Genomic DNA, 25,873 nt, shown 5'->3' with positions numbered 1-25,873 from the left:
CATGCGCAATGTCTAGATCGACAACGGGCCGTATGGAGAGGTGCGTGGGACAGCACCCCCCTCTGTCCTGTCGGACATCTTCCCCGCAAGGGGGGAGATTGGCAGCGTCAGGCGAGGCGCCGGTTCTGCGATGGCGACAATGGGGGGTGGGGGCAAAAGCGCAAGTGGCTGCTGGTCCCCCGAGAGAGATGTCCGGCAGGACAGGGGGAGGAATGAGAGCCGGCAGGTTTGCGCCGCCCCCGCCCTACGGGGTACCTTCTCCCCGTAAACGGGGTGAAGGAAGACCTCAGAGCAACCCTGCCTGTTCGGCCTCGCGCTTCAAATTCTGCCGTGGGCGTGGGCCGATCTGCTGGATGACCAGGCCGGCGGCGAGCGAGCCGAGGTCGCCGCAATCCTTGAGCGAGCGCCCTTGCGTGTAGCCATAGAGGAAACCTGCGGCGTAGAGATCGCCAGCGCCCGTCGTGTCGACGAGCTCGCGGATTTCGGTCGCCTGGATCACCACCGTCTCGTCGCCGCGCACGATGACCGAGCCCTTCTCCGAGCGGGTGACGGCGGCGATCTTGCAGTCCTTGCGGATCTGGGCGAGCGCCTCGTCGAAGGACGACGTCTCGTACAGCGACTTGATCTCGTGGGAGTTGGCAAAAACGATGTCGACGGTGCCCGAGCGCATCAGTTCGAGGAACTCGGCGCGGTAGCGGTCGACGCAGAACGAATCCGACAGCGTCATCGACACTTCGCGGCCGGCGGCGTGCGCGTGTGCCGCGGTCATGCGGATCGCTTCCTTGGCCAGCGGCGGGTCCCACAGATAGCCTTCGAAATAGGTGACCGCAGCGCCGCTCGCCTTGTCGGCCTCGACGTCGTCTGGCCCGAGCTCGACGCAGGCACCGAGATATGTGTTCATCGAACGCTCGCCGTCTGGGGTGACGAAGATCATCGAGCGCGCCGTCGGCGGCGTGCCGTCGAGCGGCGCCCCTTCAAGAGGTTTGGTGTCGAAGGCGACGCCCTGGGCGTGGATGTCGTGGCTGAAGATCTCGCCGAGATGGTCGCGGGAAACCTTGCCGAAATAGGCGGCGCGGCCGCCGAAGCTGGCGATGCCGGCAGCCGTGTTGCCGGCCGAGCCGCCCGAGGCTTCGATCGCCGGGCCCATGCGGGAATAGAGCAGTTCGGCGCGCTCGGCGTCGATCAGGTTCATCGCGCCCTTGATGATGCCGTTGTCGGTGAGAAAGGCCTCGTCGCATTGCGCGATGATGTCGACGATGGCGTTGCCGATGCACAGCACGTCATATTGGCTCATCAGGGTCTCCGCGGCGCTTTGGCCGAAAAAGGGGCCGAGGGGTCGGCAAAACGGATTGCGTTTAGCGGCTCGCGGCCCGTTTGCCTACCGGCAAATTGGAAGCAGCGGCTTGAGGCCGGCGCTGCGGCACCTTATCTCAGCGCGGAAACAGGGAGCCGAAACGCCAACATGATCCTCGACGCCGCCCGCATTGCTGCAAGCCAGCTCTTTACGGCCGAGTTCCGCACGGTGTTCCTGAAGACGCTGGGGCTGACGCTGCTTGCGCTGGTAGCGCTGTGGTTCGGCATCCGCGAGCTCTTCGACTGGCTTGCCTGGCCATGGATCGACGCCATGCTGCCCGGCCTGCCCTCGTGGACCGGCTGGCTCGGCCTGATCGCTGCGATCATTGCTGGCATAGGCCTGGCGCTGGGGCTCGCTTTGCTGATCGCGCCGGTGACGGCGATCGTCGCCGGCCTGTTCCTCGACGACGTCGCCGAGGTCGTCGAAAAGACCAACTATCCCACGGAGCGCCCTGGCCAGCCGGTGCCGGCCTTGCGTTCGCTGGTGCTGGCAATCAAGTTCTTCGGCATCGTCATCTTGGGCAATCTGCTGGCGCTGTTGTTGATGTTCATCCCTCTCGTCAACATCGGCGCCTTCTTCCTGGTCAACGGCTACCTGCTCGGCCGCGAGTTCTTCGAGTTCGCCGCCATGCGTTTCCGCTCCGAGCAGGAAGCCAAGGAATTGCGCCGCCGCTACGCCGGCACGGTTTTCATGGCCGGCCTCGTCATCGCTGCCTTCCTCGCCATACCGATCCTCAATCTTTTGACCCCTCTCTTTGCCGCGGCGATGATGGTGCATCTGCACAAGAGCGTATCAGTCGCTGAGCGTTGGCCGACCATGGCGCGGGCGTGAAGATGATGGTGATGAGGGGCGCTCAGCCCTCGCGGCCGAACATCGCCTGCAGCTTGGCGTAGGCGATGCCGTCGCGGGCGAATTCGAACGTGCCCTGGCCCAGCATTTCGCGCGACGCCTGCTCCATCATGCCGAAGGCGTAGGCGGTCAGCTTGGAGCCGAGCGAGATGCGCTTGGCGCCGGCTTCGGCCAGCACCGCGACCGAGAAGCCCGGCACCGCCAGCACGTTGACCGGCTTGCTGACCGAACTGCACAGCGTCCGGATCATCTCGATGTCGGTAATCCCTGGCGCATAAAGCACGTCGGCTCCGGCCTGCTCGAAGGCCTGCAGCCGCTTGATCGTGTCGTCGAGGTCGGGGCGGTTCCAGAGGAAGTTCTCCGAGCGCGCCGTCAAGACGAAGTCGCCTTTCAGCGCCCGCGCTGCCTCGACGGCTGCCGTCACCCGCTCCACCGCGTGCGAAAAATCGTAAATCGGCCGGTCGGCCTCGCCGGTATGGTCTTCGAGCGAGCAGCCGGCAAGGCCGGCGGCTTCGGCGGCAAAGACGGTCTCGCCGGCACTTTCTGGGCTGTCGCCCTTGCCCTTCTCGAGATCGGCCGACACCGGCAGGCCGGTGGCATGCGCCAGATCGCGGCAATGGTGGATCATCTCCTCGAAGCCGACGTCGCCATCGGGCCGCCCACGCGAGAAGGCATAGCCGGCGCTGGTCGTCGCCAGCGCCTCGAAGCCGAAGGAGGCCAGCAGCTTGGCTGTGCCGATGTCCCACGGATTGGGGATGATGAAGGCGCCCGGCGCCTCGTGAAGTTTCCGGAAGACCGCGCCCTTGTCCATGTCATCGCCCTCGATCCGAACCGATAGGCGATATTAGACCGGCGCGCCGGAGGGCTCAAACCCTGTTTCAGGCGATCGGGATCAGTCCTGCCAGTTTGCGCATGTCGTCGAACAGCACCGCACCCGAAGCCTTGAGGCCGTCACAGTCAGAGTGGGGGTCGCGGTGATAACCGAACACGCGCATGCCGGCGGCGCGCCCGGCCTGGGCGCCGGCGACGCTGTCCTCGATGACGATGCAGTCGGCGGGCTCATAGCCCATCGTGCCGGCGGCGTGCAGGAACAGGTCGGGAAACGGCTTGCCGCGCTCGACCATGGTGGCCGAGAACAGCACGTCGCGAAAATGGGGCAGCAGCCCGGTCTGGCCGAGCGTCATGTGCATCTTGTTGACCCGTGCCGACGACGCCACGCAATAGGAGATGCCGGCCGTCTGCACAGCGGTGACGAAGGTCTCGACATGCGGGATCGCCTGGACGCCTGACGCAAACAGTTCCGGCAGCTCGCGGTACCAGCGCTCGACGAAATCGGGGCCGAGGCTGATGCCCGTCGCCTCGACCTCCTTCTGCACCGACACCAGGCTGCGGCCGACGAACTGGCGGCGGCAGTCCTCGTAGCTGAGGGGATAACCCGCCTCGGTCAGCCAGGCCGAAAGCCGCTGGTTGGCCAGCGGCTCGGTGTCGACGAGCACGCCGTCGCAGTCGAAGATGACGAGCCTGGGCTTGCTCATGCCGTGCCGGTCGAGCCGAAGCCGCCGGCGCCGCGCGTCGTCTCCGCTGCGAGGTCGCGCTCTTCGACTTCGGCGCGGGTCACCGATGCGATGACGATCTGGGCGATGCGCATGGCGCGCTCGACATAGAAGTCCTCGTCGCCGTGGTTGATCAGCAGCACCTTGACCTCGCCACGATAGTCGCTGTCGATGGTGCCCGGTGTATTGAGGCAGGTGATGCCGTGCTTGAAGGCGAGGCCGGAGCGCGGGCGTACCTGGCCTTCAAAACCCTCTGGGATCTCGAAGATCAGGCCGGTCGGCACCAAGGCGCGCTTGCCGGGCAGGATCAAAAGCGGCCGGTCATCCGGCACGGCGGCGCGCAGGTCCATGCCGGCGGCACCCGATGTTTCGTAGGACGGCAGGGGCAGCTCGCCCGAATGCGGCAAGCGGACGATCCCGACGACGGGGGCGGAAGAGGTTGCAGCGGTCGATGTCATGGCGGCGATCCTATGGGACAGCGTCCAGATGAGGTCAATTCACAAGAGGTCGAACTCAGCGAATTTCCACCGGCACGGCAGTCGTTTCGCGGATCTCCTCCATGACGAAGGAGGCCGACACATCCGACAGCGGTACCTTGGCGATGAGGCGCTGGTAGAGACGGTCATACGCTTTCACATCGGCGACGCGGGCACGCAAGACATAGTCGAGGTCACCCGACATGCGATAGACGCCGGTGATCTCGGGAAACGAGGTCACGCCGGCGCGGAACCTGGCCAGCCACTCGGGATCGTGGCTCGACGTGCGCACCAGGATGAACACGGAAAGGCCGAGGCCGAGCTTGTCGGCGTCGACGAGCGCCACCCGGCCGGTGATGAAGCGTTCGTCGTCGAGTCGCTTGACCCGGCGCCAGCAGGCATTGCGCGACAACCCGACCCGCTCGGACAGCTGGTCGACCGAAAGCGTGCCGTCGCGCTGCAGCTCGGCGAGGATTCTTCGATCGATCGTATCGAGTTCTCCAGACATTTGGGATGAATGTCCCTAAATTTTGTGAATGGCAAGGACAGATTGGGACCGGTGAACCTCTCTCCCGTGCGACGATACTCATCTCAGCCAGGGAGGTTCTCATGTCCGCACGCATCGCAAAGCTGTTCACGGCTCACCCCGAGGCGGTCGACGAGACCTATTTCGAACATATGCGTTTTGCCGGCTGGTTCGCCGGCCAGCTGTTTTTGGCGGCGGGCGCCGCCCTCATTCACGCTTTGTTACCCTTCCTGTTCGAATCTACGGCCAGTGCGATCATCCGCCGGCTGTACGAGCGGACAAACAATCGGGGACGCTGAAGCGCATGTGCCGGTGGGCCGCCTATATCGGTGAAGAGGTCTTCCTCGAAGACATCGTGACGGCGCCGTGCCATTCGCTGATCGCCCAGAGCCATTGTGCGCAGGAGGCCAAGTCGCCGACCAATGGCGACGGTTTCGGGCTTGCCTGGTATGGCGAGCGGCCGGAGCCGGGCCTTTATCGTGACATCCTGCCGGCCTGGTCGGACCCAAATCTGAAAAGCCTGTGCCGGCAGATCAAGTCCGGCCTGTTTCTCGCCCATGTCAGGGCATCGACCGGCGGCGCCACCAGCCGCGCCAACTGCCATCCCTTCGTCTCGGGCCGCTGGAGTTTCATGCATAACGGCCAGGTCTCGGGCTTCGAGAAGATCCGGCGCCGGCTCGAGGCCAGTATCAACGACGATCTCTACGAGCAGCGTCAGGGCACGACCGATTCCGAGCTGTTTTTCCTGCTGATGCTGGAGGAAGGGCTCGACGCCGATCCGCAAGGGGCGGTCACGCGAGCGACCGGCCGTGTGGTTGCTGCCGCACACAGCGCCGGCATCGATCCGCAGCTGAAGCTGACCGCTGCCTTCAGCGACGGCCAGAACCTGTTTGCCGTGCGCTTTGCCACTGACGGACATGCGCCGACCCTCTACACGCGCGACGGCGAAACCGGACGCTGCATCGTCTCCGAACCCTTCGACCGCGAAGGCCAGAGCTGGCAGGCGGTGCCGCCTTCGAGCTTCGTTTCCATGACGCGCGATGACATGACGGTCCGTCCATTCCAACCGGCATTGGCCCAACTGGCGCTGGCCGGCTGAAGTCTGCTATCTCCTGAGACATGTTGGCCGCGTTGAAACGGCAATCACCCTTGTGTTTCGCGCAAACGGAGTGTTTTGCGCAAGCGGATCGAGCTGGCTAGAGAAATGACCTTGTCGGCTCGCTACTCGGAACTGGGCCTGGCCGCCGACGTCAGTGACGAGGTCGAGGCCGTGTGGACGTCGGTCAGCGATCGCGCCGGAAGCTACCGTGTCTTGCCGGACGGCCGTTGCGACATCATCCTCAGGTTCGATGCCGGACAAAAGCCGATCAACAGTGCGACTGTCGTCGTTACCGGTCCGGTAACGCGCTTCTACGATGTTGCCATCGAACCAGGCATGGGCTTTGCCGGCGTTCGCATTCGACCGGGCTGTTTCGAAAGCGTGCTCGGTTTTGAACCGACCGATCTGGCGAACGCCAATCTGATCGGCCCGGACGCTGTTTCGGCATGCCCCGGGCTTGAGGCGCTCTGCGCGCCTGCGCGCGACCAAACGGAACTCGTCGCGCGACTGACGGCCTTCGTTGGCCAGCGCGCCACTGCCAGCCGCTTCAGGCCGGCGCCTCTGGCGCGCAGCGTGATCAGCGCCTTTCACGCATCGGGCGGACGACTGCGCATCAGGGAGGTGGCTGAGATGCACGGCCTTTCAGACCGAACCGTGCAGCGCCTTGTGGTCAAGGCGACGGGGCTGACGCCAAAGGCATTCGCGGCCGTTCTGCAGTTCCACCGCGCCCTGCGACTGCTGCGGGATCACCGCCTCAGTCCGGCAGCGGCAGCGCTTGAGGCAGGCTTTTCGGACCAGGCGCATATGAGCCGCGTCATCAGGCGCATGGGCGGCTTCTCGCCGGCGCGGCTTCCCGATGTAACCCTCGTCAGTTTGCTCGACTGATGTCCGATTTGTTCAAGATCGAATTGGAGCGAGGCGTGATGATCCGCGCATAAGCCGGACGGGGTTCCCCTGCTTGCGTGCCAAACTTGGCGCGCGGGCCGTCCATCTGGCACCTTGCCTGGAGATCTTCGATGACAGTGCGCCTTGGCTACACCATCCTGTACGTTGCCGACGTCGAAGCGACCGTTTCTTTTTACGAAGCCGCATTCGGCCTGCGTCGCAAATTCATCCACGAGAGCAATCTCTACGCCGAAATGGACACCGGCCCGACGACTTTGTCTTTTGCCGGCGAGGCGATGGCGGAGATGAACGGCCTGGCCATTCGCGCCAACCGCAAGAGCGACCTGGCGGCGGGCTTCGAACTCGCATTGGTCTTTCCCGATCCTCACGATGCCTACCGAACGGCGGTCGCCGCCGGCGCCAGCCAGGTGAAGCCACCTGAGAACAAGCCTTGGGGACAGATCGTCGGCTATGTCCGCGATCTCAATGGTTGCCTGGTCGAGATCGCCTCGGCGATGCCGGATTGACGCTCAACTCGCTAGTTTGAAAACCACCCGCCCACACGTTGCACAGCGAGCCCATCGATGCGCCCGAAAACTGCCTCTCCCTGCATCACAACGAAACTGGTCGCGGAGACGCGCGACTTCTACTTGAGATATTTTGGCGCGCGAGCGGTGTTCGATTGCGGCTGGTTTGTCAGTCTTGAATTTGAAACAGGGCTTTCGCTGCAGTTCATGGAGCCGCAGGGCGGGCAGCCTTTGTGCAACACCGCAGGGCTGACCTACAATTTCTGCGTCGACGACGTCGATGACGACCACCGGCTGGTGACGGCGGCGGGACTGGTGCCTGTCATGCCGATCGAGGATCATCCCTGGGGTGATCGTGGCTTCGCGATCCAGGACCCAAACGGCATCATGCTCTACATCTATTCCAACAGGGCGCCATCTGCCGAATTCAGGCAGTTCTACGCGCCAGGAGCAGGCCATGACCGGTAATCGCGTTCAAGCACTGCTCGAAGAGATGCGCGATCACCAGCCGGACCACTTCGCGATCGTCTTGCGGGTGCGCGAGATCGTGCTGCAGGCCGGTCCGTCCATCTCCGAGGAGATCAAATACGGCGGCATCCTGTTTTCGGCGCGTACGCCGTTTTGCGGCGTCTTCTCATATGCCGGTCATGTTACGCTGGAATTCAGCCAAGGTGCGGCTTTGCCGGACACGCACGGCGTGCTTCTGGGGCAAGGCAAACTGCGACGACACATCAAGCTGCTGTCGGTGTCGGACATCAAGGATCGGCATGTCGCCGCCTATGTCAAACTGGCGCGCAACGCCGCAGGCGACTGAAAGGCGCGCGCTCGGCGACCACTCAATGATGCGTCAGCGCGCGGTTCATCGGCTCCCAGTACATTTTCTGCCAGCCCTCATCGAGCGTAGCGTGCGCCGATCGGGGGTAGCCGGCTTGGTCGAAGGTCAGCCCGGTGCAGGTGCCGTCGGCCTGCAACTCGAAGCGCACGATCGAGCAGGTGCCCTCGGGCCAGGCGCGCGAACGCCAAGCCTGGAAGATACGGCGGTTGGGCACCAGCTCGACATTGCGAACTTCGATGTCGCCGCCGAACATCGACACCTCGCCGCCTTCATGCGTTGAGATGTGCGCCGCGCGGCCGCCTGACATCGCCTGGAAACGGGCGGAATCGAGCAGCAGCTCGTACATATTCCTGGGCGAACCCTCGATGTGCACTTCCTGGTGGATGGTCATGTGACCTCCTGGAACGGCGCTAGATGGCGCGCGCTTTCGATTATTTTCCGCCTGTCAGGGTCGGTCGTCAACGTCAGCGCAATGCCTTGCAAATGCCACTACCGGCAGGCTCCTGACAGCTCATTGGCAGGAGAGAGGTTGTAGATTGGAGGCGAGCTTCGTATCTGCGCAGCAAGCCCGTGCATCCGGATGGACGCACAGGGGGCCGGCGCGGGGGCGCCATGCAGGACGAGATCGATGACGGAAGACCAGACGCTAGCCGCCCCGGCACTCAAGGAAATCTTCGACCGTGAGCGCCTTCGCCACATCGCCACAGAGACGGCTTCCATTTCTGCTGCCTTCGATGCGGAAAAGTTCATGGCGCTGGCAACCGCCAATCTCGACGATCTCGGCATCATGCAACGCCTGCGCCAGACGGCAACCAGCCTGCACGGAGCACTGCCGGGCAGTTTCGAGAATGCCGTCGATGTGCTGCACGAGCTAGCGCCGCGAATCCAGCACGGCTTCGCCTCAATCGTTCTGTCGGAATATGTCGCGCTTTACGGCAAGGGGCATTTCGACCTGTCGATGCAGGCGCTGAGCTATTTCACCCGCTTCGGTTCGGCCGAGTTCGCCATCCGTCATTTCCTGGCCAGGGATTTCCACGGCACGTTGCAGGTGATGCGTGGCTGGGCGCTCGACGACAACGAGCATGTGCGCCGCCTGGCCAGCGAGGGTTCGCGGCCAAGGCTGCCGTGGTCGTTCCAGCTCAAGCAGCTGATCAAGGATCCGTCGCCGACGGCGCCGATCCTCGAGGCGCTGCGCAGTGATCCGAGCCTTTATGTGCGCAAGTCGGTGGCCAACCACCTCAACGACATTTCCAAGGACCATCCCGACCGGGTGATCGACCACATATCGGCATGGGACATGGACGACAGGAACACTGCCTGGATCGTCAAGCACGCGCTGCGCACGATGATCAAGAAGGGCGACCCGCGCGCGCTTGGCGCGATCGGCTCCACGGGCAAGCCGATGGTGCGTGTCGAGGCCTTCGCGATCCAGCCGGCGGCGATCCTGCTCGGCGGCCGCATTACGCTGAAGGCCAACATTGCCTCGACCGCCGAGACCGTGCAGCAGCTGGTGGTCGACTATGCCGTGCACTATGTCAAGAAAAGCGGCGGCAGCTCGAAGAAGGTGTTCAAGCTCAAGGAGATCAACCTTCCGCCGGGCAGCCAGAAGGAGCTTTCGATCAGCCAGGCGGTACGTGACTTCACCACGCGCAAGCATTATCCCGGCCATCACCTGATCGAGCTGATCGTCAATGGCGAGACCGTGGCCGAGGGCGGCTTCGAGCTGAAGGGGTAGGCGCGACGCTCACGCCTGCCCCTCCCCCGTGGGGGAGGGTGAACTTGCGAACAGCTCCGCTCTACGGCGTACCCCACCCTCTATTCCTCACCACAAGGGGGGAGGGATGTCCTGAACGCCCCGCATCGTTCCAATTCCTCGACAGGCGCGGCATCGGCTGTTAGAAGCCCGCCATCACAAGGAAACCCCGATGGCTGAAGACATCGAAAAGGCGGTGGCGCGCCGCCGTACTTTCGCGATCATCGCGCACCCTGACGCCGGCAAGACGACGCTGACCGAAAAGCTGCTGTTATTCGGCGGCGCGATCCAGCTCGCCGGCGAGGTCAAGGCCAAGAAGGACAAGATCCAGACCCGCTCGGACTGGATGAAGATCGAGCGCGAGCGCGGCATTTCGGTCGTAACCTCCGTCATGACCTTCGAGTATGGCGACAACGTCTTCAACCTGCTGGATACGCCGGGCCACGAAGACTTCGCCGACGACACCTATCGCACCCTGTCGGCTGTCGACAGCGCGGTCATGGTCATCGACGCCGCCAAGGGTATCGAACCGCGCACGCTGAAGCTGTTCGAGGTCTGCCGCCTGCGCGATATCCCGATCATCACCTTCGTCAACAAGATGGACCGTGAGGCGCGCAACACTTTCGAGATTCTCGACGAGATCGAAGAAAAGCTGGCGCTCGACACCGCCCCGATCACCTGGCCGATCGGCCAGGGCAAGACTTTCTCCGGCACCTATCACCTCGCCCAGAACGCGGTGCGCCGCGGCGACGCCGAGGCCGAGCGGACGCCGGTGCATGGCCCTGACTCCAACCGCGCCGCCGGCCTATTGCCCGACAACGAACGCCCGGCCTTCATCGAGGAACTGGAGCTTGCCCGCGAGGCCTGCCGTCCGTTCGACCTGCAGGCGTTCCGCGAGGGGCATCTGACGCCGGTCTATTTCGGCTCGGCGCTCAGGAACTTCGGCGTCCGCGACCTGATCGAGGCGCTCGGCGACATTGGCCCCGCACCCCGCGCCCAGGAAGCCGACGCGCGTAAGGTCGAGGCGACGGAAGAGAAGATGACGTCGTTCGTCTTCAAGATCCAGGCCAACATGGACCCCAACCACCGCGACCGCATCGCCTTCGTCCGCGTCTGCTCGGGCGAGCTCAAGCGCGGCATGAAGGCCAAGCTGGTCCGTACCGGCAAGCAGATGAGCCTGTCGGCGCCGCAGTTCTTCTTCGCCCGTTCGCGTATCACCGCCGACGAGGCCTATGCCGGCGACGTCGTCGGCATCCCCAATCACGGCACGTTGCGCATTGGCGACACGCTGACCGAGGGCGAGGACATCCTGTTCCGCGGTGTGCCGAATTTCGCGCCTGAGATCCTGCGCCGCGTCCGCCTCGGCGACGCGATGAAAGCCAAGAAGCTCAAGGAAGCGCTGCACCAGATGGCCGAGGAAGGTGTGGTCCAGCTGTTCCAGCCCGAGGACGGCTCGCCGGCCATCGTCGGCGTCGTCGGCGCGCTGCAGATCGACGTGCTCAAGGAGCGCCTGTCGGTGGAATACACGCTGCCGGTCGACTTCGAGATGGCGCGTTTTTCGATCTGCCGTTGGATCGATGCCGACGACAAGGCGGACCTGCACCGCTTCATCGAAAGCCATCGCGGCGACATCGCCCGCGATCTCGACAACGACCCGGTGTTCCTCGCCCAGCACGAGTTCTCGCTCAACTATGAGGCCGAGCGCTGGAAGATGATCCGCTTCGCCGCGATCAAAGACTATCAGGTCCGCGACAAGGTCGCCTGAAGCATGATGCGGGGTGGATTTGCCGCTCCGCATCTCGTTTCGTCATTCCGTCATGCAAATCGCCTATTGGCATCGCAGTGCCGCCGTCCGCCCCTTGGTCCAAGCCATGGAGCGTGACAGCGCGGTGCTGGAGATGTTCAATGCGCCGAGCTGAAAAGGGCCGGCGCCGCCAGGGCGGGGGTTCTGGCTAGGAGGAAATGACGTCGCATGATGGTTTCAGCATTGATCGAGCGTGAACTGACCCGCCTTGGCTCGCCTGTCCGCAATGGCGTCTTCGTCGCGGTGGTCGGCCCCAGCGGTGCCGGCAAGGACACGCTGATTGCCTATGTCCGCGCGCGCCTGACCGACGACGATCACGTCGAATTCGCCCGCCGCGTCATCACTCGCCACAGCGACGCTGCCACCGAGGATCACGACACACTCGCCGACGCGGCCTTCATTGAGGCAGAGGCTTCGGGCGCTTTCGCGCTGTCATGGGAAGCACACGGACTGCGCTACGGCATTCCGGCTTCGGTCGACGATGCCATATCGGTCGGTCATGTCGTCGTCGCCAACACCTCGCGCGGGGTCATCCCGGCGTTGCGCCAGCGCTACGCCAATATCGCCGTCGTCGAAATCACCGCATCGCCTGAGATACTCGCCACGCGGCTTGCGGCGCGCGGACGTGAATCGCGCGGCGAAGTGTTGGCGCGCCTCGCACGTACCGCACCGCACGATCTCAGCGGCCCCGGCCATGTGGCGATCGACAACAGCGGTGCGGCCGAGATCGCCGGCGAACGCTTCCTTGCGGTGCTGCGCAAGGCCGTCGCCTTCTCTGACGTGTCAGGTCTTATTTAGGTAAGCAAAAGCTTACGTATTTCCCAGGTCGATGCGCAGCATGTGGTTGTCCCAGACATGCTCGGGATCCTCGGTCTGCTTGCCGTCAGGCTCGACGACCAGGCCGGCGCCTGTCGTGGCGAGGAAGCCGTGGCGGTCGGGCGCCAGTCCGCAAACCTCGACAAGATCGTTCTTTGCCACAACCTTGCCCGTCTTCGCCTCGATCATCGCCCAAGCGTTGCCTTGCGGCGAGGATACCGCGATCAGCCCGGCGTCGCGGTTGGCTGCGACCGAGCCGATATAGTTGCGGAAACCGCCGAGGATGCCCTCGGGCATGTCGAGCATCTCGAGTTCCTTGCCACGCGCAGCACGGCCGATCAACAACGGCTTCTCGCTCGCCGGACCCTCGTGCTGGCAGCCGAACCAGACCGTACCCTCAGCGTCGATGTCCATGTGTCGGATCGACAATTGGTGAAGTTTTTCAGGCAGTTCGTGTTTCTCGATGAGATCGTTTGAGACGCGGTCGACCAGCACGAAGGACGGCTTCATCGTCGGAATGTTGAGCTTGGCGCGGCCGAAATCCGGATGGGTCTCGATGCCGCCATTGCAGATGGCGAGCGTGCGTCCGTCGCCGAGCAGGATCAGCTCATGCGGTCCGACGCCATGGGTCGGGAATTCGCCGAGGCGGCGGAAGCCGTCGCGGGCGTCATAGACGCCGACCATGCCGGCGGCGTTGTCGAAGTCGTTCTCGGTCACATAGAGCAGGGCGCCATCGGGCGAGAACACGCCGTGGCCGTAATAGTGCCGGCCGGCGATGCTCGGGATGGTCAGCGGCGCGTCCTTGCCGGTGTGGTCGAAGAACAGCATGAAGGTGCCGGGCTGGCGCGCGAACACCACCGACTTGCGCGAGATGGGATCGAAGGTAACGTCGTGACCGCGTTCGGGCAGGGTGACGCTGTGCAGAATCTTGCCGGCCTCGGACAGGATCGCCACGCCATACTCGCCAGTCCTTGCTTGGTAAGTCGTGGCGAACATTGAGTCGGTTTCGAGCGCCAACGCGCGCCGGGCCGGGCTGAGCGAAAGCACGAAGCCCGCGCCAGCTGCCTTGAGGAAATCGCGACGGTCGAACAGCGGCGTGCGCATCGTCCTGCCTCCTCAGTCGCCGTCGAGCGACGAGAAACCGGCGGTCAGGCCGAGGGCCCCGGACAGCCTGGTGCCGAACTGCTCGGACAGGCTCGACGTTACCAGCGCGAAATAGCCGAGCTTCTCGCGCTTGGCCGGGTCGGCAAGGGCCGCATCGATCGGGCCGGTGACGGCGGCCGCCGCCGCCTGCGCATTGGTGAATTCGAAGCCGATCGACTCGGCAACCCAGCGCTCGTCGGCCGGCACCAGCTCGCCGAATTTCGAAGCGGCGAAAAGCGCTTCCATGCCTGATATGTTGCCGGCCAGCGAGGCGCCGGTGCCTTCCGAGCGCCAATAAAGCGCCTGCTTCGGCTTGTCGGACGCGGTATTCTTGCCGAAGAAGCCGTTGAGGCGCACGTCGCGCACCAGTTCGACCCCGTTGACATAGACTTCGAGCAGTTCGGTCAGGGCCTCGCTGTCGTCGCGGTAGAGCGGATTACCAGCACCGGGGTTCTTCCACTGGCTGGCGAAGCCATTGTCGTCGCGCCAGCCGGCATCGACGTCGGAGGCGATGGCCCCGATGTTGCCTGAAATCGCCTTGCCATAAGCGCAGCGATAGGCGGCCGAGTTGCCGGCGAGCTCGTCGGCGCCGGTGCCGAACAATACGAATTCCAGCGCACCGAGCCCTTGCATGGCAACGCTCTTCTGGCTCAGCGTGGCTGCGTCGGTGGCGGTGGCATCCTTGTCGGCGAGGGCCGACTGCACCTGCTTCAGCCCGGTTCCCTTGCGGTCGGGCCAGAACAGCAGGCGCTCCAGCCGGTTCTGTTCGGTGATCGGCCCGAAACGGATGATCTCGACCTCCGACCAGGTCGCCGTGGTGCGTGCGAATGACGCGCGCGCTGCAGCAAGCGTGTCGGTCGACGGCGTTGCACAAAGTGTAATCATCGACTTACTGAGTTCGGCTGTCGTCTCGACCAGTCGGCCGTATGCCGGACGGATGAAGCCGTCGATGGCATCGGCGATCACCTTGGCCGACGCCTCGCTGGCGGAGGTGGCGGTCGAAGGCAGGAACAGGCAGAAGGCGAGGGCAGCAGCCAGGGAACGTCCAGCCATCACAGCGACTCCAGGAATTTGACCAGCGCATCGCGGTCTTGCGCCGGCAGCGCGGCAAAGTGGTCGCGTGACGTCTGGCCTTCGCCACCGTGCCAGAGGATCGCCTCGCTGAGGTTGCGGGCCCGGCCATCATGCAGAAAGAAGGTGTGGCCATTGACGGTATGGGTCAGGCCGATGCCCCACAGCGGCGGCGTGCGCCATTCGTTTCCGCCGGCGTCGCCGACCTGCTGGCCGTCGCCGAGTTCGTCGCCCATGTCGTGCAGCAGGAAGTCGGAATAGGGCCAGATCAGCTGGAACGACTGCGCCTTGTTGGGGGTGTCGCGGCGGGTGACGAATTTCGGCGTGTGGCAGGAAGCGCAGCCGGCTTCGTAGAACATCTTCTTGCCGCGCAGCACCTGCGGGTCGTCGATGTCGCGCCGGGCCGGCACCGCCAGGTTCTGCGAATAGAAGGTGACCAGATCCATGATCGGGTCGGGGGCTTCGCTGCCGCCGAGCCGCTCCTGCACGCCGTTGGGCATCTCCAGGCATGCCGTCTGGCCCTTGGTGCAGTCGCCCCAGTGCTTGGGCACGTCGGGCGTCGAGATGCCGATGTCGCCGGCGAAGGCATCGGCCGATTGCTGGCGGATCGACGGCGCCGAGGCCTTCCAGCCGAAGCGGCCGAGCGTCAGTTCGCCTGATTTGTGGTCGCGCACGATCGAGGCCTTGCCCGATATGCCGTCGCCGTCCTTGTCGTTGGGATCGGCATTGGCAAGGATGTCGGCGGGGTGGATCTGCTCGACGAGGCCAAGGCCGATCATCGGCGGCGTGAGGCGTGGCGACAGGGTGGTCTTCGGATCCATCGGACCATAACCGAGGTCGGTCACCGAATAGATCGGCCAGCGCAGCGTCGTCATGGTGTCAGAGAGCTGGACCGGAAACTGCTGGTAGGAAATCACCATCCGGCCTTCGCTTTTGAGGCCGGGCACGGCAAGGTCCTGGAACTGACCGCCATAGACCGGATCGGGGAAATTCAGCACCTTGCGCTCGGCGATCGCGGCCTTTTCCTCTGCCGTCTCCGCCGTGCGGGCAAGCCTGAGGAACATCGAGGTTGCGTCGCTGCTGCCTTCCGGCGGATGGCCGCGGCCGTCCTTGAGATGACAGCTCTGGCAGGCGCGGGCGTTGAACAACGGCCCGAGCCCGTCGGAGGCCTGCGTCGACGACGGCGACGACACCCAAAGCTTGCGGAACATGCCGTTGCCCAGCTTGAAGGTGCCTTCCTCCTCGAAGGTGATGTTGGCCGAGGATTGTGAAAACGCATCCTGATTGACACGCTTTTCCGAGGTGCCGGCGCCGCCCTGCATGCGCTCGAACTGCTCGGGCTTGGTGAAATCGGTGGTCGGCCGGACGATCTTTTCGACGCGCGCCTTGTCCTTGGGATTGAGGTCGGTGCGCTCGGTGGCAAGCCCTGCGGGAGCCGCATCGCCTGAAATCGCCGCTGTCGCATGCAGAGCCAGCGTCAGGCTGGCCAGCAGCAGAAGGCGAAGCGCATCTGCGCTCCGCGTTTTTCTCATGTGGTCATCGGGAAATTTGCCGGTAGGTGCGCGGCGCGTGTTCAGAAAAGTGCGCCGCATTCCGGCATGCCCTATTCGGCCTTGTCAGCTGGTTCGGCGTTGAGCTGGCCGTATTTCTCGTCGCCGATCTCGCCGAGCAACTGCAACTGGGTCTCGAGGAAGTCGATGTGACCTTCCTCGTCGGCGAGCAGTTCCTCGAAGAGCTTCATCGATACGTAGTCGCCATGCTGGGAGCAGATGTCCCTGGATTTCTTGTAGGAGGTGCGGGCGTCATATTCACCGGCGAGATCGCTCTCGAGCACTTCCTTGACGTTCTGGCCGATGCGAAGCGGCGAGATAGACTGCAGGTTGGGATGGCCTTCGAGGAAAATGATGCGTGCGATCAGCTTGTCGGCGTGATGCATCTCCTCGATCGATTCTTCGCGCTCCTTCTTGGCGAGCTTGCCGTAGCCCCAATCTTCAAGCAGGCGGTAGTGCACCCAATACTGGTTGACGGCGCCTAGCTCGAGGAAAAGTGCCTCGTTAAGCCGCTCGATGACCTGTTTTTCGCCCTTCATTTGCCTTGCTCCCAAATTGAACGCGCAACTCTCTGACGCGGTCCAGGTGTGAAACGACATCCATCTCGCCCGCTCCAGAACGAGCGTGATAAGCTTCGGTGACCCGAATTATCGTTTCGACCACATTTGGGAAGCAGCCGCAACAACGTCCTCGCTTTTGCAGCGTATGATAGACCTTCGCGGGCACGATCAGTGTCCACGGGTCGCGGTCCAAAAGCTCGACGATTGTGTCTTCGATCTCCTTTTGGGTAATCAGATTGCAATGGCATATGAGCATGGTTTCGAATGACCGTGGCTGACGGCGCGCTCCCTTTGGCGCGCCGTGTGGCTAGAGAAAGTTAGGCGCAGTAGCCCCTCACTGGAAGACCTTGTCAGGCGAATCGAGGCTGTCCGAACCTTCGAATGCGATGGCGTCGAGCTTGAGCGCGGCAACGGCGCGCTCGATCGACTTGGTCTGGTCGACGAGGGCGTCGATGGCAGCCTGCACGGTGGCGTTGCCTTCGGCATTGCCTTCGCCGATCTGCTGGTCATAGGCCTCGCCGCCGACGGCCCGGGCCTGGATGGCTTCCATCTTGGCAACCGTCGCATCCAGCTTGCCGCTGAGCTCGGTGTCGAGCGTTGCGTCCGCGTCCTTGACCATGTCGGAGACCGACGGGCCTTCGACGATCGAGCCGTCGATGCGCTTGTAGCTGCCGTGATAGGCGTTGCGGATGCCGACGGCGTCGTAGAGGTGCGAGATGTGGGTGTTGTCGGAGAAGCAGTCATGCTCCTCTTCCGGATCGTGCAGCAACAGGCCGAGTTTCATGCGCTCGCCGGCCAGCTCGCCATAGGACAACGAGCCCATGCCGGTCAGGATGGTGGAAATGCCAGCCTTGGCGTCACCGTCGAGAAGCGCCTTGCGGGCAGCACCGTCGGCCTTCCAGTTGCCGACCATCTCTTCGAGATCGGCGACGAGCAGGTCGGAAGCGGCGTTCAGATACTGGCCACGGCGGTCGCAATTGCCGCCGGTGCAGTTGGCAGTGTCATAGTCGGTGTAGGGACGGGTGCCGGCGCCGGGTCCGGTGCCGTTCAGGTCTTGGCCCCAGAGCAGGAATTCGATGGCATGGTAGCCGCTGGCCACGTTGGCCTCGATGCCGCCGGCTTCCTGCAGCGTGCCGGATAGCAGTTCCGGCGTGATCTTGGAGGCATCGACCTTCTGGCCGTTGATCTCGATCGACGGGTTGGCGATGACATTTGCGGTGTAAAGCGAGTTCTCGTCGGATTCGGTGCCATAGCCCTTGTCGACATAGTCGATCAGGCCTTCGTCGAGCGGCCATGCGTTCACACGGCCTTCCCAGTCGTCGACGATTGCGTTGCCGAAGCGGTAGACTTCCGTCTGCTGGTAGGGAATGCGCGCCGCCTTCCAGGCATCGCGCGCCGCCTTCAGCGTCTCGTCCGACGGCTTGGCGATCAGCGCTTCGATAGCTGTGTCGAGCGCCTTGGCCGTGGTCAGCGAGTCCTCGTACTTGGCGAGCGCGATGTCGGAATAGGTGGTGAGGACGGCCTTGGCGTCGGTCGCGGCCTTGGCCGGCAGCACGAAAATCGCGGCGGTCAGCGCGGTCGTCGCGGCAATGGCGGCGAGCCTGCCGTAGTGACGGTTGCGCGAGATGGATGCAGGCATGGTCTCTCCTCAGTGAACCAGTTGGCGCCGGCAAGCGCCGAAAAATCGTGTGCCGTCAGCACTTTGCTGGATCGGCGGCATGGCATCGAAAGAAAGCTCAGGGGCGATCCGGCCTCGGATATGCGCGTGGTTCGAGGCCCTGGTGGGGCGCAGCGCGACCATGCTGCAAGCAGCCGCGCCATGGCGCGGTTCGACGAAGGCAGGCACCCAGATAGCTCCAATCGAAAGGGTTAAAGGCCCAGACATCAAAGACAGGCGCTGTGAAGCACGACTTCATAAAAGCCGAGTGGCATCAAAAGTCAACGCAATTCCGGGCAAAAAGCGTAGCGGGATCAATAGTTTAGAATGATTCTAAACTGATTTTGTCCAGTTTAGCTTGGCTTCTTCCGGCCAAGCTGTTGATTTGTCGAGACATGGCACGGGACGTGGCGAGACGTATCGGCAATCCGCTGCGACATCAGGTAGCGCCGCGATGCGGCGTCGGCAGGGTGCTGTGCCTGGCACGATCCTGCCCGCCTTTCGGCCATGAAATACTGCCTGTCAGCCATGAAATCACGTCATGGCCCCTTGCGGCGGAAGCCCCTAGCGGTCATTTCGGTAGAGGTTTCCGGTGTTGCAGAGGCGAGCATGAAGAACGGTGTGGTGATTGTCGGGGCCGGCCATGCCGGCGTGCAGGCTGCAGCCAGCCTCCGTGAGGAGGGTTATGACGGCCAGGTCATCCTGCTCGGCGACGAGAAGGAGCTGCCCTATCACAAGCCGCCGCTGTCCAAGACCTTCATCAAGGATGCAGTCGCCCAGCCGCAGCCCTTGCGCGGCGAGGTATTCTACACCGGCCACACGATCGACTTCAGGCCTGGGACGCTGGTCCAACGCATCGATGCTGCCGCGCGCCGGCTCGAACTCGCCGGTGGCGGCGACCTTGCCTATGACCACCTGATCCTTGCCACCGGCTCGCGCCCGCGCGCGCTGCCGTTGCCGGGCGCAGATCTTGCAGGTGTGCTGTCGCTGCGCTCGGTGGCCGATGCCCGGCTGATCCGCGAACAAAGCGCTGCCTGCGAGGAGGTCGTCGTCATCGGTGGCGGCTTCATCGGCCTGGAGATCGCGGCCACGCTGGCCGCCGGCGGCCGCAAGGTCACGGTGATCGAGGCGCTCGACCGCCTGCTCGGGCGCGCGGTGGCACCCCTGATCGCCGAACATGTGCGCCAGCGCCTGACGGCGGCAGGTGTCCGCATCCTGCTCAAGACCACTATCGAGCGCATCGAAGGCGAGAATGGCCATGTCTCGGGCGTGCTGACCTCGGCTGGCGAACACCTGCCGGCGAAAATGGTGATAACAGGCATCGGCGTCGTGCCTAATGTCGAACTGGCCGAGACGGCGGGGCTGACGATCGCCAACGGTATCCGCGTCGACACGGCGATGCGCAGCTCTGTGGCTGAGATCCTCGCCATTGGCGACAATGCCAGCTACCGGCACTGGCAGACCGGTGGTGATGTCAGGCTGGAATCGGTGCAGAACGCCACCGACCAGGCCAAGCTCGCCGCCCGCACGGTTCTTGGTCATCCCGGTGACTATGCCGCTGTGCCGTGGTTCTGGTCCGACATCGGCGATATGAAGCTACAGATGGTCGGCCTGACCTCGGGCAGCGACCGCCAGATCCTGTCGGGCGATCCGGCCGAGAACCGCTTCTCGGTTTATCATTTCATCGGCGACCGTCTCGTAGCCATCGAATCCCTCAACCGCCCCGCTGACCACATGCTCGGCCGCAAGATGCTCGGCCTCCGCTTCTCGCCGACGCCGGAGCAGGTGGCGGGCGGCGCCGAGGCGCTGAAGGCGGCGCTGGCTGCGCTGCCGGCGGGGTGATGACATAAGGCGCCGAAGTATCGTGGCTAGGCAGTCTTTGACACGTGTCGGCCTTGCATGCGGCGCGACGGTTCCGTCTGGTGGAGATACACGGCGAGTGTGTCCCAGGGCGGCGTGATGGAAAGCTGCGACAGGATGCGACCGACCTCGCCGCGGTGATAGCCGCCGTGCAGGATCACATGGCTCAGCATCTCCTCGCGCGACATGTAACCCTTGTCGCCATCGGTGAAGACGAATGCCACCCGCTCGGCCAGCTGGTCTGAGCGTATGTGCTCGACATAGTCGAGATACCATTGGTCCGACCCGGCGACAGCCGATCGAAGGTCGGCCAGCGCGGGTGTTTCCTCGACATTGTCGGCGGTGTAGCCGTGCTTGTCTGCAGTCAGGTGGGCGGCGAATATACGTGCGACCACATGGTAATGGCTGATCAGCCGCAACGCCTTGGCCAGATCGGCTTGATGCCGCTCGGGGTCGAGCTCCTCCAGCTTGCCGAACAGGTCGGCGTTGGCCCAGGCGTGATAGCCGAACATGGTGCGCAGAAGACCGCTCATCGCCAGGCTCCTTTTGTCTGCGTGCAAATGTGAGTAACGTCCCGATGATCGTCCGGAGCAGCCCTGGTGTCTACTCGCATTGCGAAATCGAACTCCCCGATGCGCAAGCTGCCACGACAGGGCCGTTCGCAGGCGACCGTCGACGCAATCATCGAGGCCGGGGCTCACATTCTGAGCGAGAAGGGCTGGGACGATTTCAGCACCAACAAGGTCGCCGAACTGGCGGGCGTCAGCATCGGATCGCTCTACCAGTACTTTCCCGACAAGCAATCACTGGTCGAGGCCATTCGCCGGCGTCATCTCGACGATTGCCTCGCCGTGATGCGCGGATCACTGCGCGAAGGAAAGACCGTCGAGCAATTTGCCGAGGATCTGGTGCGCGACATGTTTGCGGCGCACAGCATCAATCCGGGGCTGCACCGCAAGCTTCTAGACGAGGCACGGAGTTCCGAGAGCATGAGGGATCCCAACAGCGCGTTCGAGGCCGAATATCTCGGGCACTACGCCGCCGCTGTCGCTGCCTTCCGGGCATCGCGGTCTGGGGCGAATGAGCGGCTCGCCGGCATGATGCTTTCCGACCTGATGAACGGTGTCGTGCACAACGCTGCCCGTCGCGGCATGCTCGACTCCGAGGAGCTGAAGCAGGAGCTGATCCGGCTGGTACGCGCCTACCTGATGATCTCGGACTGAGCTTGGCTCCGGCACCGTCCGATGCCGGAGAGGAGGCCGCCCATTGACGGGAAGCTTACGCTCGCACCTCTCGGATCGACGCCTCGAGGATGTCGAGCGCCTCGGTCATGACGTCGTCCTGGATGGTGATTGGCGCCAGGAAGCGGATGACATTCCCGTGGATGCCACAGGTGAGCAGGATCAGGCCCTTGTCGAGCGCCTTGAGCCTGACGGCGTTGGCGAAGTCGGCCGACGGCAGTTTGGTCTTCACGTCGTTGAACTCGACCGCGTTCATGAAACCGGGGCCGCGGATGTCGGTGATTTCGGGCACCTCGTCGCGCAGCGATTCCAGCCGCTGCTTGAGCCGCGCGCCGAGCTGGTTGGCGCGGTCGCAGAGCTTCTCGTCCTCGATGACGTCGAGCACGGCATGCGCCGCCGCGACGCCGATCGGGCTGCCGCCATAGGTGCCGCCGAGGCCGCCCGGATTGGGCGCGTCCATCAGCTCGGCCCGGCCGGTGACGGCGGCGAGCGGGAAGCCGCCGGCGAGGCTCTTCGCCATCGTCATCAGATCGGGGGCGACGTCGTGATGATTCATGGCGAACATCTTGCCGGTACGGGCAAAGCCGGTCTGCACTTCGTCGGCGATGAGGAGCATGCCGTGCTGGTCGCAGATCTTGCGCAGCGCCGTCATGAAGTCACGCGGCACCTCATAGAAGCCGCCTTCGCCCTGCACCGGCTCGATGATGATGGCGGCGACCCGGGCCGGATCGACGTCGGCCTTGAACAGCCGGTCGAGCGCTGCCAGCGCATCGGCCACCGTTACGCCATGCAGCGGCACTGGAAAAGGCGCGTGGAAGACATCACCTGGCATGGCACCGAAGCCTGCCTTGTAAGGCTGCACCTTGCCGGTCAGCGCCATGCCCATGAAGGTGCGGCCGTGAAAGCCACCGGCAAAAGCAATGACAGCCTGGCGGCCGGTGGCGTTGCGGGCGATCTTGATGGCGTTTTCGACCGCTTCCGCGCCAGTTGTCACGAAGATCGTACGCTTGTCGCCCTTCATCGGGGCGATTGTATTCAGCCTCTCGCCGAGCCTGACATAACTCTCATAGGGCACGACCTGGTGGCAGGTGTGGGTGAAGCGGTCGAGCTGCGCCTTGACCGCCTCGATGACGCGCGGATGGCGGTGGCCGGTGTTGACCACGGCGATACCGGAGGAGAAGTCGATGTAGCGGCGGCCTTCGACATCCCAGATTTCGGAGTTCTCGGCGCGGTCGGCATAGACCTGCGTCGTCATGCCGACGCCGCGAGCGATGGTCTGCATCTTGCGCTGTGAAATTTCGGCGTTTTTCATCGGTGGTCCTCCAACCTCGCCGGCACCTTGCAGGCACCAAACCGGCGTCATATCTGCACCTCTCCCGGCTTTTCACAAGCCGTCACGGCGGCCGAAGGCATTGGTCCTCGCGCACGGCAAAAAAAGTTGCCGACGCCCTGTCGGAATTGCGCATACTCGCGCGTCCTAGTCATGAAGGAACTGAAAAGATGCTCTACGCCATCCTTTGCTACAACAACGAAGACGTCGTCTGCGCCTGGTCCAAGGAGCAGGACGACGAGGTGATGGCGCGCCTGCAGGTCGTCACCGGCAAGCTGCGCGACCAGGGCAGGCTCGGACCGGTCGCCCGGCTGATGCCGACGACGGCCGCCACCACCTTGCGCAAGACCAAGGACGAACCGCTGGTCATCGACGGGCCCTTCGCCGAAACCAAGGAGCAGTTTCTCGGTTTCTACGTCGTCGACTGTGCAACGCTCGACGATGCCGTTGCCGTGGCCAAGGACCTGGCGGAAGCCAATCCTGGCGGCGGCTCTTACGAACTGCGCCCGATCGGCGCATTTTTCCCCGGAAAAGAGGCAGTATGACCGACCCGGCCTGGATCAACACGGCACTTTCTTCCGCCCGGCCTCAGGCGTTGGCGGCCCTGCTGCGTTATTTCCGCAACCTCGACACTGCGGAAGAAGCGTTCCAGGAGGCCTGCCTGCGCGCCCTGCGCAGTTGGCCGGAGAAGGGGCCGCCGCGTGATCCGGCCGCCTGGCTGATCTTCGTCGGCCGCAATTCCGGCATCGACGCCGCACGCCGCCAGAGCAAGCAGGCGCCGCTGCCGGCCGAAGAGCTGGTATCCGACCTCGACGACGCCGAGGCCGATATCGCCGAACGGCTCGATGGCCAGCATTATCGCGACGACATCCTGCGCCTGCTGTTCATCTGCTGCCATCCCGACCTGCCGGCGACGCAGCAGGTGGCGCTTGCCCTGCGCATCGTCTCCGGCTTGTCGGTCAAGCAGATCGCGCGTGCCTTCCTTGTCGGTGAAAGCGCCATGGAGCAGCGCATCACCCGCGCCAAGGCCCGCATCGCCAATGCCGACGTGCCGTTCGAGGCGCCGGGTCCGGTCGAGCGCTCGGAACGGGTCGCAGCCGTACTCGCCATGGTCTATCTCGTCTTCAACGAAGGTTACTCCGCCGGTGCCACCGAGATCGCCAACCGCGCGCCGCTGTGCGAGGAGGCGATAAGGCTGGCGCGGCTGTTGCTGCGCCTGTTCCAGACCGAGCCCGAAGTGATGGGCCTGACGGCCCTGCTGCTGCTCCAGCATGCCCGCGCCGCCGCCCGCTTCAATGCCGAGGGCGAACTGGTGCTGATGGACGACCAGGACCGCACGTTGTGGAACAAGGCGCTGATCGACGAAGGCCTCGCGCTGATCGACAAGGCGATGCGCCATCGCCGGCCCGGCCCCTACCAGATCCAGTCGGCGATCGCAGCACTCCATGCCCGCGCCGCTCGGCCCGAGGATACCGACTGGGCCGAGATCGACCTGCTCTATTCTGTGCTGGAATCGATGACGCCGTCGCCGGTCGTTACGCTCAACCGCGCGGTTGCCTTCGCCAAGCTGCGCGGACCTGAGGCGGCTCTGAAGCTGATCGAGCCGCTGGCACCGAAGCTGTCGGGCTATTTCCACTTCTTCGGCGTCAAGGGTGGGCTGTTGATGCAGCTCGGCCGCAGCGAGGAAGCGCGCGAAGCCTTCGACCGGGCGATCGCGCTGGCCAACACCGCAGCCGAAGCCGCTCATATCCGCATGCATCTCGACCGGCTTTCGGCGCCTTCACCGACTTCGGTTAAAGCGACCGCCAAGGCGCCAAGCCGCCAGCTGCAGTAGCCGCGCGAAAAGGTCGAAGTAATCAGCGCGACGACGTCGGTGCCGCGACTTCGCCCGATCACGCCGGGGTGCCTTCTCCTCGATTGCGGGGAGAAGGTTCACAGAAGATTTGGCCAGGTCGACTATCCGCGAAGCCAGTATGGGAAGTGTCCATCCTCCCCTTTGTCGGGAGCAGGTGGCAGGGGCGTCTTCTTCTCAGCCGGGACTTCCACGACCTTGCGATAGAGGTGCCACGTCGCGTGGCCGAGCACCGGGATGACGACGGCAAGGCCCGCCAGGAACGGCAGCGACCCGATCAGCAGCGCGACAGCGACGATCAGGCCCCACAGCAGCATCGGTACCGGATTGTCCCGCACCGCCCGTGCCGAGGTTTCGATCGCGGCATAAGCACCGACATCGCAGTCGAGCAGCAGCGGCAAGGCGACGACGGTGGTGCAAAGCACCGTCAGAGCGAACAGGAAACCGATCAGATTGCCGAGGATAATCAGCGTCCAGCCGCGCTGAGTGGTGAAGAGGTCGCTGAAGAACGATGCCATCGACAGGGGTGCGCCCGCTCCATAAAGCCAGCTGTAGAGCACCTGCGCGACCAGCAGCCATGCGACGAAGAGCGCGAGCAGCATGATGCCGATGACCAACATCGCAGGAATGGCCGGCGAATGCCTGACATCGAAAGCATGCCTCCAGGACGTGTCTAGGTTTTGCTCACGCCTTCGGCTGATCTCATAGAGACCGATGCCGAAGAAGGGGCCGAGCAAGGCAAAGCCGGACATCAGCGGGAAAATGAGCTGCAGGGCGTTTCCGCCCGATGTCCATGTGATCAGGAACACCCCGACGATCGGATAGATCAGGCACAGGAAAACGTAATGCGAAGGCTTGTCCCAAAAGTCGTCGAAGCCACGTCGCAGCGCGTCAAACACATCCGCGACCGATATTCGGCGGATGGCGGGATGCTCGATCGTATTGGTGGCACCTGCGTACACATGGAAACTTGCCATGACCACTCCTCCGTTAGGGTGGGTCGCGGCTCGCGCTTGGCATGAGTGGTCACGCCAAACCGCGACCTTCACCATGGCAAATCATAGCGTGTTTCGAGTGATTTGACGACCCTGCCGAACATCTTCCTCAGGTTCAGGCAAGGTCGCCGAAGGTT

The 25,873-nt window shown here is 63.8% G+C and carries 29 protein-coding genes; 14 read left to right on the top strand and 15 right to left on the bottom strand.

Going from position 1 to position 25,873, the window contains the following annotated elements; all coding sequences use genetic code 11:
* Nucleotides 1–286: 286 nt before the first annotated feature.
* The gene (locus DY201_RS02225; protein ID WP_115729792.1) at nucleotides 287–1,294 is read right to left on the bottom strand and encodes an adenosine kinase; all 1,008 of its coding nucleotides are present in this window, start codon (nucleotides 1,292–1,294) and stop codon (nucleotides 287–289) included.
* Between the two features lie 168 nt (nucleotides 1,295–1,462).
* Here DY201_RS02225 and DY201_RS02220 point away from each other — a divergent pair, with 168 nt between their 5' ends.
* Nucleotides 1,463–2,185: a sulfate transporter family protein gene (locus tag DY201_RS02220; protein WP_115729791.1), complete on the top strand. Its 723-nt coding sequence runs from the start codon at nucleotides 1,463–1,465 to the stop codon at nucleotides 2,183–2,185.
* Nucleotides 2,186–2,207: 22 nt separating this feature from the next.
* Here the strand turns inward: DY201_RS02220 and DY201_RS02215 are convergent, their stop codons facing one another.
* The 4 genes from DY201_RS02215 to DY201_RS02200 all read right to left on the bottom strand — a co-directional run bounded on the left by DY201_RS02215 (nucleotide 2,208) and on the right by DY201_RS02200 (nucleotide 4,740).
* Nucleotides 2,208–3,014, bottom strand: a complete 807-nt coding sequence (locus tag DY201_RS02215; RefSeq protein ID WP_115729790.1) for an isocitrate lyase/PEP mutase family protein — start codon at nucleotides 3,012–3,014, stop codon at nucleotides 2,208–2,210.
* A gap of 67 nt (nucleotides 3,015–3,081) precedes the next feature.
* A complete protein-coding gene (locus DY201_RS02210) occupies nucleotides 3,082–3,738 on the bottom strand; it encodes an HAD family hydrolase (RefSeq protein ID WP_115729789.1) in 657 nt (218 codons plus the stop codon).
* Nucleotides 3,735–4,214: a dUTP diphosphatase gene (gene dut, locus DY201_RS02205; RefSeq protein ID WP_115729788.1), complete on the bottom strand. Its 480-nt coding sequence runs from the start codon at nucleotides 4,212–4,214 to the stop codon at nucleotides 3,735–3,737. The genes DY201_RS02210 and dut overlap by 4 nt, the downstream gene beginning before the upstream one ends.
* Before the next feature lie 55 nt (nucleotides 4,215–4,269).
* On the bottom strand, nucleotides 4,270–4,740 hold the full coding sequence (locus DY201_RS02200; RefSeq protein ID WP_115729787.1) for an Lrp/AsnC family transcriptional regulator: 471 nt from the start codon (nucleotides 4,738–4,740) through the stop codon (nucleotides 4,270–4,272).
* A 101-nt stretch (nucleotides 4,741–4,841) separates the two neighbouring features.
* On the opposite strand from DY201_RS02200, the gene DY201_RS02195 reads away from it, so the two are divergent.
* From DY201_RS02195 to DY201_RS02170, 6 genes are all read left to right on the top strand, one after another.
* On the top strand, nucleotides 4,842–5,057 hold the full coding sequence (locus tag DY201_RS02195; protein WP_115733538.1) for a DUF6356 family protein: 216 nt from the start codon (nucleotides 4,842–4,844) through the stop codon (nucleotides 5,055–5,057).
* Between the two features lie 5 nt (nucleotides 5,058–5,062).
* On the top strand, nucleotides 5,063–5,857 hold the full coding sequence (locus DY201_RS02190; protein ID WP_115729786.1) for a class II glutamine amidotransferase: 795 nt from the start codon (nucleotides 5,063–5,065) through the stop codon (nucleotides 5,855–5,857).
* A 105-nt stretch (nucleotides 5,858–5,962) separates the two neighbouring features.
* On the top strand, nucleotides 5,963–6,742 hold the full coding sequence (locus tag DY201_RS02185) for a helix-turn-helix transcriptional regulator (RefSeq protein ID WP_115729785.1): 780 nt from the start codon (nucleotides 5,963–5,965) through the stop codon (nucleotides 6,740–6,742).
* Between the two features lie 131 nt (nucleotides 6,743–6,873).
* Nucleotides 6,874–7,269, top strand: a complete 396-nt coding sequence (locus DY201_RS02180) for a VOC family protein (RefSeq protein WP_207904362.1) — start codon at nucleotides 6,874–6,876, stop codon at nucleotides 7,267–7,269.
* Between the two features lie 57 nt (nucleotides 7,270–7,326).
* Entirely contained in the window at nucleotides 7,327–7,737 is a 411-nt protein-coding gene (locus tag DY201_RS02175; protein WP_115729784.1) for a VOC family protein, read from the top strand.
* Nucleotides 7,727–8,083, top strand: coding sequence for a DUF1801 domain-containing protein (locus tag DY201_RS02170; RefSeq protein WP_115729783.1), 357 nt, complete (start codon nucleotides 7,727–7,729; stop codon nucleotides 8,081–8,083). Before DY201_RS02175 ends, DY201_RS02170 begins: the two co-directional genes overlap by 11 nt.
* 22 nt (nucleotides 8,084–8,105) lie before the next feature.
* Here the strand turns inward: DY201_RS02170 and DY201_RS02165 are convergent, their stop codons facing one another.
* Complete coding sequence (locus DY201_RS02165) at nucleotides 8,106–8,495, bottom strand: SRPBCC domain-containing protein (RefSeq protein WP_115729782.1); 390 nt, start codon at nucleotides 8,493–8,495, stop codon at nucleotides 8,106–8,108.
* 237 nt (nucleotides 8,496–8,732) lie between these two features.
* On the opposite strand from DY201_RS02165, the gene DY201_RS02160 reads away from it, so the two are divergent.
* The 3 genes from DY201_RS02160 (at nucleotide 8,733) to phnN (ending at nucleotide 12,459) form a co-directional block, all read left to right on the top strand.
* Complete coding sequence (locus DY201_RS02160) at nucleotides 8,733–9,839, top strand: DNA alkylation repair protein (RefSeq protein WP_115729781.1); 1,107 nt, start codon at nucleotides 8,733–8,735, stop codon at nucleotides 9,837–9,839.
* Nucleotides 9,840–10,029: 190 nt separating this feature from the next.
* The gene (locus tag DY201_RS02155; protein WP_115729780.1) at nucleotides 10,030–11,622 is read left to right on the top strand and encodes a peptide chain release factor 3; all 1,593 of its coding nucleotides are present in this window, start codon (nucleotides 10,030–10,032) and stop codon (nucleotides 11,620–11,622) included.
* Nucleotides 11,623–11,829: 207 nt separating this feature from the next.
* Nucleotides 11,830–12,459: a phosphonate metabolism protein/1,5-bisphosphokinase (PRPP-forming) PhnN gene (phnN, locus tag DY201_RS02150; protein ID WP_115729779.1), complete on the top strand. Its 630-nt coding sequence runs from the start codon at nucleotides 11,830–11,832 to the stop codon at nucleotides 12,457–12,459.
* A gap of 12 nt (nucleotides 12,460–12,471) precedes the next feature.
* Here the strand turns inward: phnN and DY201_RS02145 are convergent, their stop codons facing one another.
* The 6 genes from DY201_RS02145 to DY201_RS02120 all read right to left on the bottom strand — a co-directional run bounded on the left by DY201_RS02145 (nucleotide 12,472) and on the right by DY201_RS02120 (nucleotide 18,440).
* A complete protein-coding gene (locus DY201_RS02145) occupies nucleotides 12,472–13,581 on the bottom strand; it encodes a DUF1513 domain-containing protein (protein ID WP_115729778.1) in 1,110 nt (369 codons plus the stop codon).
* 12 nt (nucleotides 13,582–13,593) lie between these two features.
* Entirely contained in the window at nucleotides 13,594–14,673 is a 1,080-nt protein-coding gene (locus tag DY201_RS02140) for an imelysin family protein (RefSeq protein WP_115729777.1), read from the bottom strand.
* On the bottom strand, nucleotides 14,673–16,223 hold the full coding sequence (locus DY201_RS02135) for a di-heme oxidoreductase family protein (RefSeq protein WP_165916082.1): 1,551 nt from the start codon (nucleotides 16,221–16,223) through the stop codon (nucleotides 14,673–14,675). Before DY201_RS02135 ends, DY201_RS02140 begins: the two co-directional genes overlap by 1 nt.
* Nucleotides 16,224–16,294: 71 nt before the next feature.
* Nucleotides 16,295–16,780, bottom strand: a complete 486-nt coding sequence (gene bfr, locus DY201_RS02130; protein ID WP_115729775.1) for a bacterioferritin — start codon at nucleotides 16,778–16,780, stop codon at nucleotides 16,295–16,297.
* A complete protein-coding gene (locus DY201_RS02125; RefSeq protein WP_115729774.1) occupies nucleotides 16,746–17,057 on the bottom strand; it encodes a bacterioferritin-associated ferredoxin in 312 nt (103 codons plus the stop codon). The genes bfr and DY201_RS02125 overlap by 35 nt, the downstream gene beginning before the upstream one ends.
* A gap of 78 nt (nucleotides 17,058–17,135) precedes the next feature.
* Complete coding sequence (locus DY201_RS02120; RefSeq protein ID WP_115729773.1) at nucleotides 17,136–18,440, bottom strand: imelysin family protein; 1,305 nt, start codon at nucleotides 18,438–18,440, stop codon at nucleotides 17,136–17,138.
* Between the two features lie 627 nt (nucleotides 18,441–19,067).
* Here DY201_RS02120 and DY201_RS02115 point away from each other — a divergent pair.
* Nucleotides 19,068–20,300, top strand: coding sequence for an NAD(P)/FAD-dependent oxidoreductase (locus DY201_RS02115; RefSeq protein ID WP_115729772.1), 1,233 nt, complete (start codon nucleotides 19,068–19,070; stop codon nucleotides 20,298–20,300).
* 26 nt (nucleotides 20,301–20,326) lie between these two features.
* Here the strand turns inward: DY201_RS02115 and DY201_RS02110 are convergent, their stop codons facing one another.
* Nucleotides 20,327–20,851 (bottom strand): DinB family protein, encoded by a 525-nt coding sequence (locus DY201_RS02110; protein ID WP_115729771.1) that lies wholly within the window; start codon nucleotides 20,849–20,851, stop codon nucleotides 20,327–20,329.
* Nucleotides 20,852–20,917: 66 nt separating this feature from the next.
* On the opposite strand from DY201_RS02110, the gene DY201_RS02105 reads away from it, so the two are divergent.
* On the top strand, nucleotides 20,918–21,541 hold the full coding sequence (locus DY201_RS02105; protein WP_342635170.1) for a TetR/AcrR family transcriptional regulator: 624 nt from the start codon (nucleotides 20,918–20,920) through the stop codon (nucleotides 21,539–21,541).
* Between the two features lie 55 nt (nucleotides 21,542–21,596).
* Here the strand turns inward: DY201_RS02105 and DY201_RS02100 are convergent, their stop codons facing one another.
* The gene (locus tag DY201_RS02100) at nucleotides 21,597–22,871 is read right to left on the bottom strand and encodes a 4-aminobutyrate--2-oxoglutarate transaminase (RefSeq protein WP_115729769.1); all 1,275 of its coding nucleotides are present in this window, start codon (nucleotides 22,869–22,871) and stop codon (nucleotides 21,597–21,599) included.
* A 188-nt stretch (nucleotides 22,872–23,059) separates the two neighbouring features.
* Between DY201_RS02100 and DY201_RS02095 the strand changes: the two genes are divergently transcribed.
* Nucleotides 23,060–23,434 carry a YciI family protein gene (locus tag DY201_RS02095; protein ID WP_115729768.1) on the top strand — a complete coding sequence of 125 codons (375 nt, stop codon included), beginning with the start codon at nucleotides 23,060–23,062 and terminating at the stop codon, nucleotides 23,432–23,434.
* Nucleotides 23,431–24,723 carry an RNA polymerase sigma factor gene (locus DY201_RS02090; RefSeq protein ID WP_115729767.1) on the top strand — a complete coding sequence of 431 codons (1,293 nt, stop codon included), beginning with the start codon at nucleotides 23,431–23,433 and terminating at the stop codon, nucleotides 24,721–24,723. Before DY201_RS02095 ends, DY201_RS02090 begins: the two co-directional genes overlap by 4 nt.
* A gap of 122 nt (nucleotides 24,724–24,845) precedes the next feature.
* Here the strand turns inward: DY201_RS02090 and DY201_RS02085 are convergent, their stop codons facing one another.
* Nucleotides 24,846–25,718 carry a DUF2189 domain-containing protein gene (locus DY201_RS02085; RefSeq protein WP_115729766.1) on the bottom strand — a complete coding sequence of 291 codons (873 nt, stop codon included), beginning with the start codon at nucleotides 25,716–25,718 and terminating at the stop codon, nucleotides 24,846–24,848.
* Nucleotides 25,719–25,873: the final 155 nt, after the last annotated feature.

The sequence above is a fragment of the Aminobacter aminovorans genome (assembly GCF_900445235.1).
Taxonomy (GTDB): Bacteria; Pseudomonadota; Alphaproteobacteria; order Rhizobiales; family Rhizobiaceae; genus Aminobacter; species Aminobacter aminovorans.
The sequence above is the reverse complement of the archived record's forward strand: the minus strand, read 5'-3'. Positions and strand labels throughout refer to the sequence as shown.

What these genes read in the sequence shown, in the direction of transcription:
- DY201_RS02095 (WP_115729768.1), top strand. Translation starts at nt 23,060, where the DNA reads ATGCTCTACGCCATCCTTTGCTACAACAACGAAGACGTCGTCTGCGCC.
- DY201_RS02145 (WP_115729778.1), bottom strand. Translation starts at nt 13,581, where the DNA reads ATGCGCACGCCGCTGTTCGACCGTCGCGATTTCCTCAAGGCAGCTGGC.
- bfr (WP_115729775.1), bottom strand. Translation starts at nt 16,780, where the DNA reads ATGAAGGGCGAAAAACAGGTCATCGAGCGGCTTAACGAGGCACTTTTC.
- DY201_RS02175 (WP_115729784.1), top strand. Translation starts at nt 7,327, where the DNA reads ATGCGCCCGAAAACTGCCTCTCCCTGCATCACAACGAAACTGGTCGCG.
- DY201_RS02180 (WP_207904362.1), top strand. Translation starts at nt 6,874, where the DNA reads ATGACAGTGCGCCTTGGCTACACCATCCTGTACGTTGCCGACGTCGAA.
- DY201_RS02165 (WP_115729782.1), bottom strand. Translation starts at nt 8,495, where the DNA reads ATGACCATCCACCAGGAAGTGCACATCGAGGGTTCGCCCAGGAATATG.
- DY201_RS02220 (WP_115729791.1), top strand. Translation starts at nt 1,463, where the DNA reads ATGATCCTCGACGCCGCCCGCATTGCTGCAAGCCAGCTCTTTACGGCC.
- DY201_RS02085 (WP_115729766.1), bottom strand. Translation starts at nt 25,718, where the DNA reads ATGGCAAGTTTCCATGTGTACGCAGGTGCCACCAATACGATCGAGCAT.
- DY201_RS02155 (WP_115729780.1), top strand. Translation starts at nt 10,030, where the DNA reads ATGGCTGAAGACATCGAAAAGGCGGTGGCGCGCCGCCGTACTTTCGCG.
- DY201_RS02225 (WP_115729792.1), bottom strand. Translation starts at nt 1,294, where the DNA reads ATGAGCCAATATGACGTGCTGTGCATCGGCAACGCCATCGTCGACATC.
- DY201_RS02120 (WP_115729773.1), bottom strand. Translation starts at nt 18,440, where the DNA reads ATGCCTGCATCCATCTCGCGCAACCGTCACTACGGCAGGCTCGCCGCC.
- DY201_RS02170 (WP_115729783.1), top strand. Translation starts at nt 7,727, where the DNA reads ATGACCGGTAATCGCGTTCAAGCACTGCTCGAAGAGATGCGCGATCAC.
- DY201_RS02160 (WP_115729781.1), top strand. Translation starts at nt 8,733, where the DNA reads ATGACGGAAGACCAGACGCTAGCCGCCCCGGCACTCAAGGAAATCTTC.
- DY201_RS02185 (WP_115729785.1), top strand. Translation starts at nt 5,963, where the DNA reads ATGACCTTGTCGGCTCGCTACTCGGAACTGGGCCTGGCCGCCGACGTC.
- DY201_RS02200 (WP_115729787.1), bottom strand. Translation starts at nt 4,740, where the DNA reads ATGTCTGGAGAACTCGATACGATCGATCGAAGAATCCTCGCCGAGCTG.
- DY201_RS02100 (WP_115729769.1), bottom strand. Translation starts at nt 22,871, where the DNA reads ATGAAAAACGCCGAAATTTCACAGCGCAAGATGCAGACCATCGCTCGC.
- DY201_RS02125 (WP_115729774.1), bottom strand. Translation starts at nt 17,057, where the DNA reads ATGCTCATATGCCATTGCAATCTGATTACCCAAAAGGAGATCGAAGAC.
- dut (WP_115729788.1), bottom strand. Translation starts at nt 4,214, where the DNA reads ATGACATCGACCGCTGCAACCTCTTCCGCCCCCGTCGTCGGGATCGTC.
- DY201_RS02195 (WP_115733538.1), top strand. Translation starts at nt 4,842, where the DNA reads ATGTCCGCACGCATCGCAAAGCTGTTCACGGCTCACCCCGAGGCGGTC.
- phnN (WP_115729779.1), top strand. Translation starts at nt 11,830, where the DNA reads ATGATGGTTTCAGCATTGATCGAGCGTGAACTGACCCGCCTTGGCTCG.
- DY201_RS02140 (WP_115729777.1), bottom strand. Translation starts at nt 14,673, where the DNA reads ATGGCTGGACGTTCCCTGGCTGCTGCCCTCGCCTTCTGCCTGTTCCTG.
- DY201_RS02190 (WP_115729786.1), top strand. Translation starts at nt 5,063, where the DNA reads ATGTGCCGGTGGGCCGCCTATATCGGTGAAGAGGTCTTCCTCGAAGAC.
- DY201_RS02135 (WP_165916082.1), bottom strand. Translation starts at nt 16,223, where the DNA reads ATGAGAAAAACGCGGAGCGCAGATGCGCTTCGCCTTCTGCTGCTGGCC.
- DY201_RS02115 (WP_115729772.1), top strand. Translation starts at nt 19,068, where the DNA reads ATGAAGAACGGTGTGGTGATTGTCGGGGCCGGCCATGCCGGCGTGCAG.
- DY201_RS02110 (WP_115729771.1), bottom strand. Translation starts at nt 20,851, where the DNA reads ATGAGCGGTCTTCTGCGCACCATGTTCGGCTATCACGCCTGGGCCAAC.
- DY201_RS02215 (WP_115729790.1), bottom strand. Translation starts at nt 3,014, where the DNA reads ATGGACAAGGGCGCGGTCTTCCGGAAACTTCACGAGGCGCCGGGCGCC.
- DY201_RS02210 (WP_115729789.1), bottom strand. Translation starts at nt 3,738, where the DNA reads ATGAGCAAGCCCAGGCTCGTCATCTTCGACTGCGACGGCGTGCTCGTC.
- DY201_RS02090 (WP_115729767.1), top strand. Translation starts at nt 23,431, where the DNA reads ATGACCGACCCGGCCTGGATCAACACGGCACTTTCTTCCGCCCGGCCT.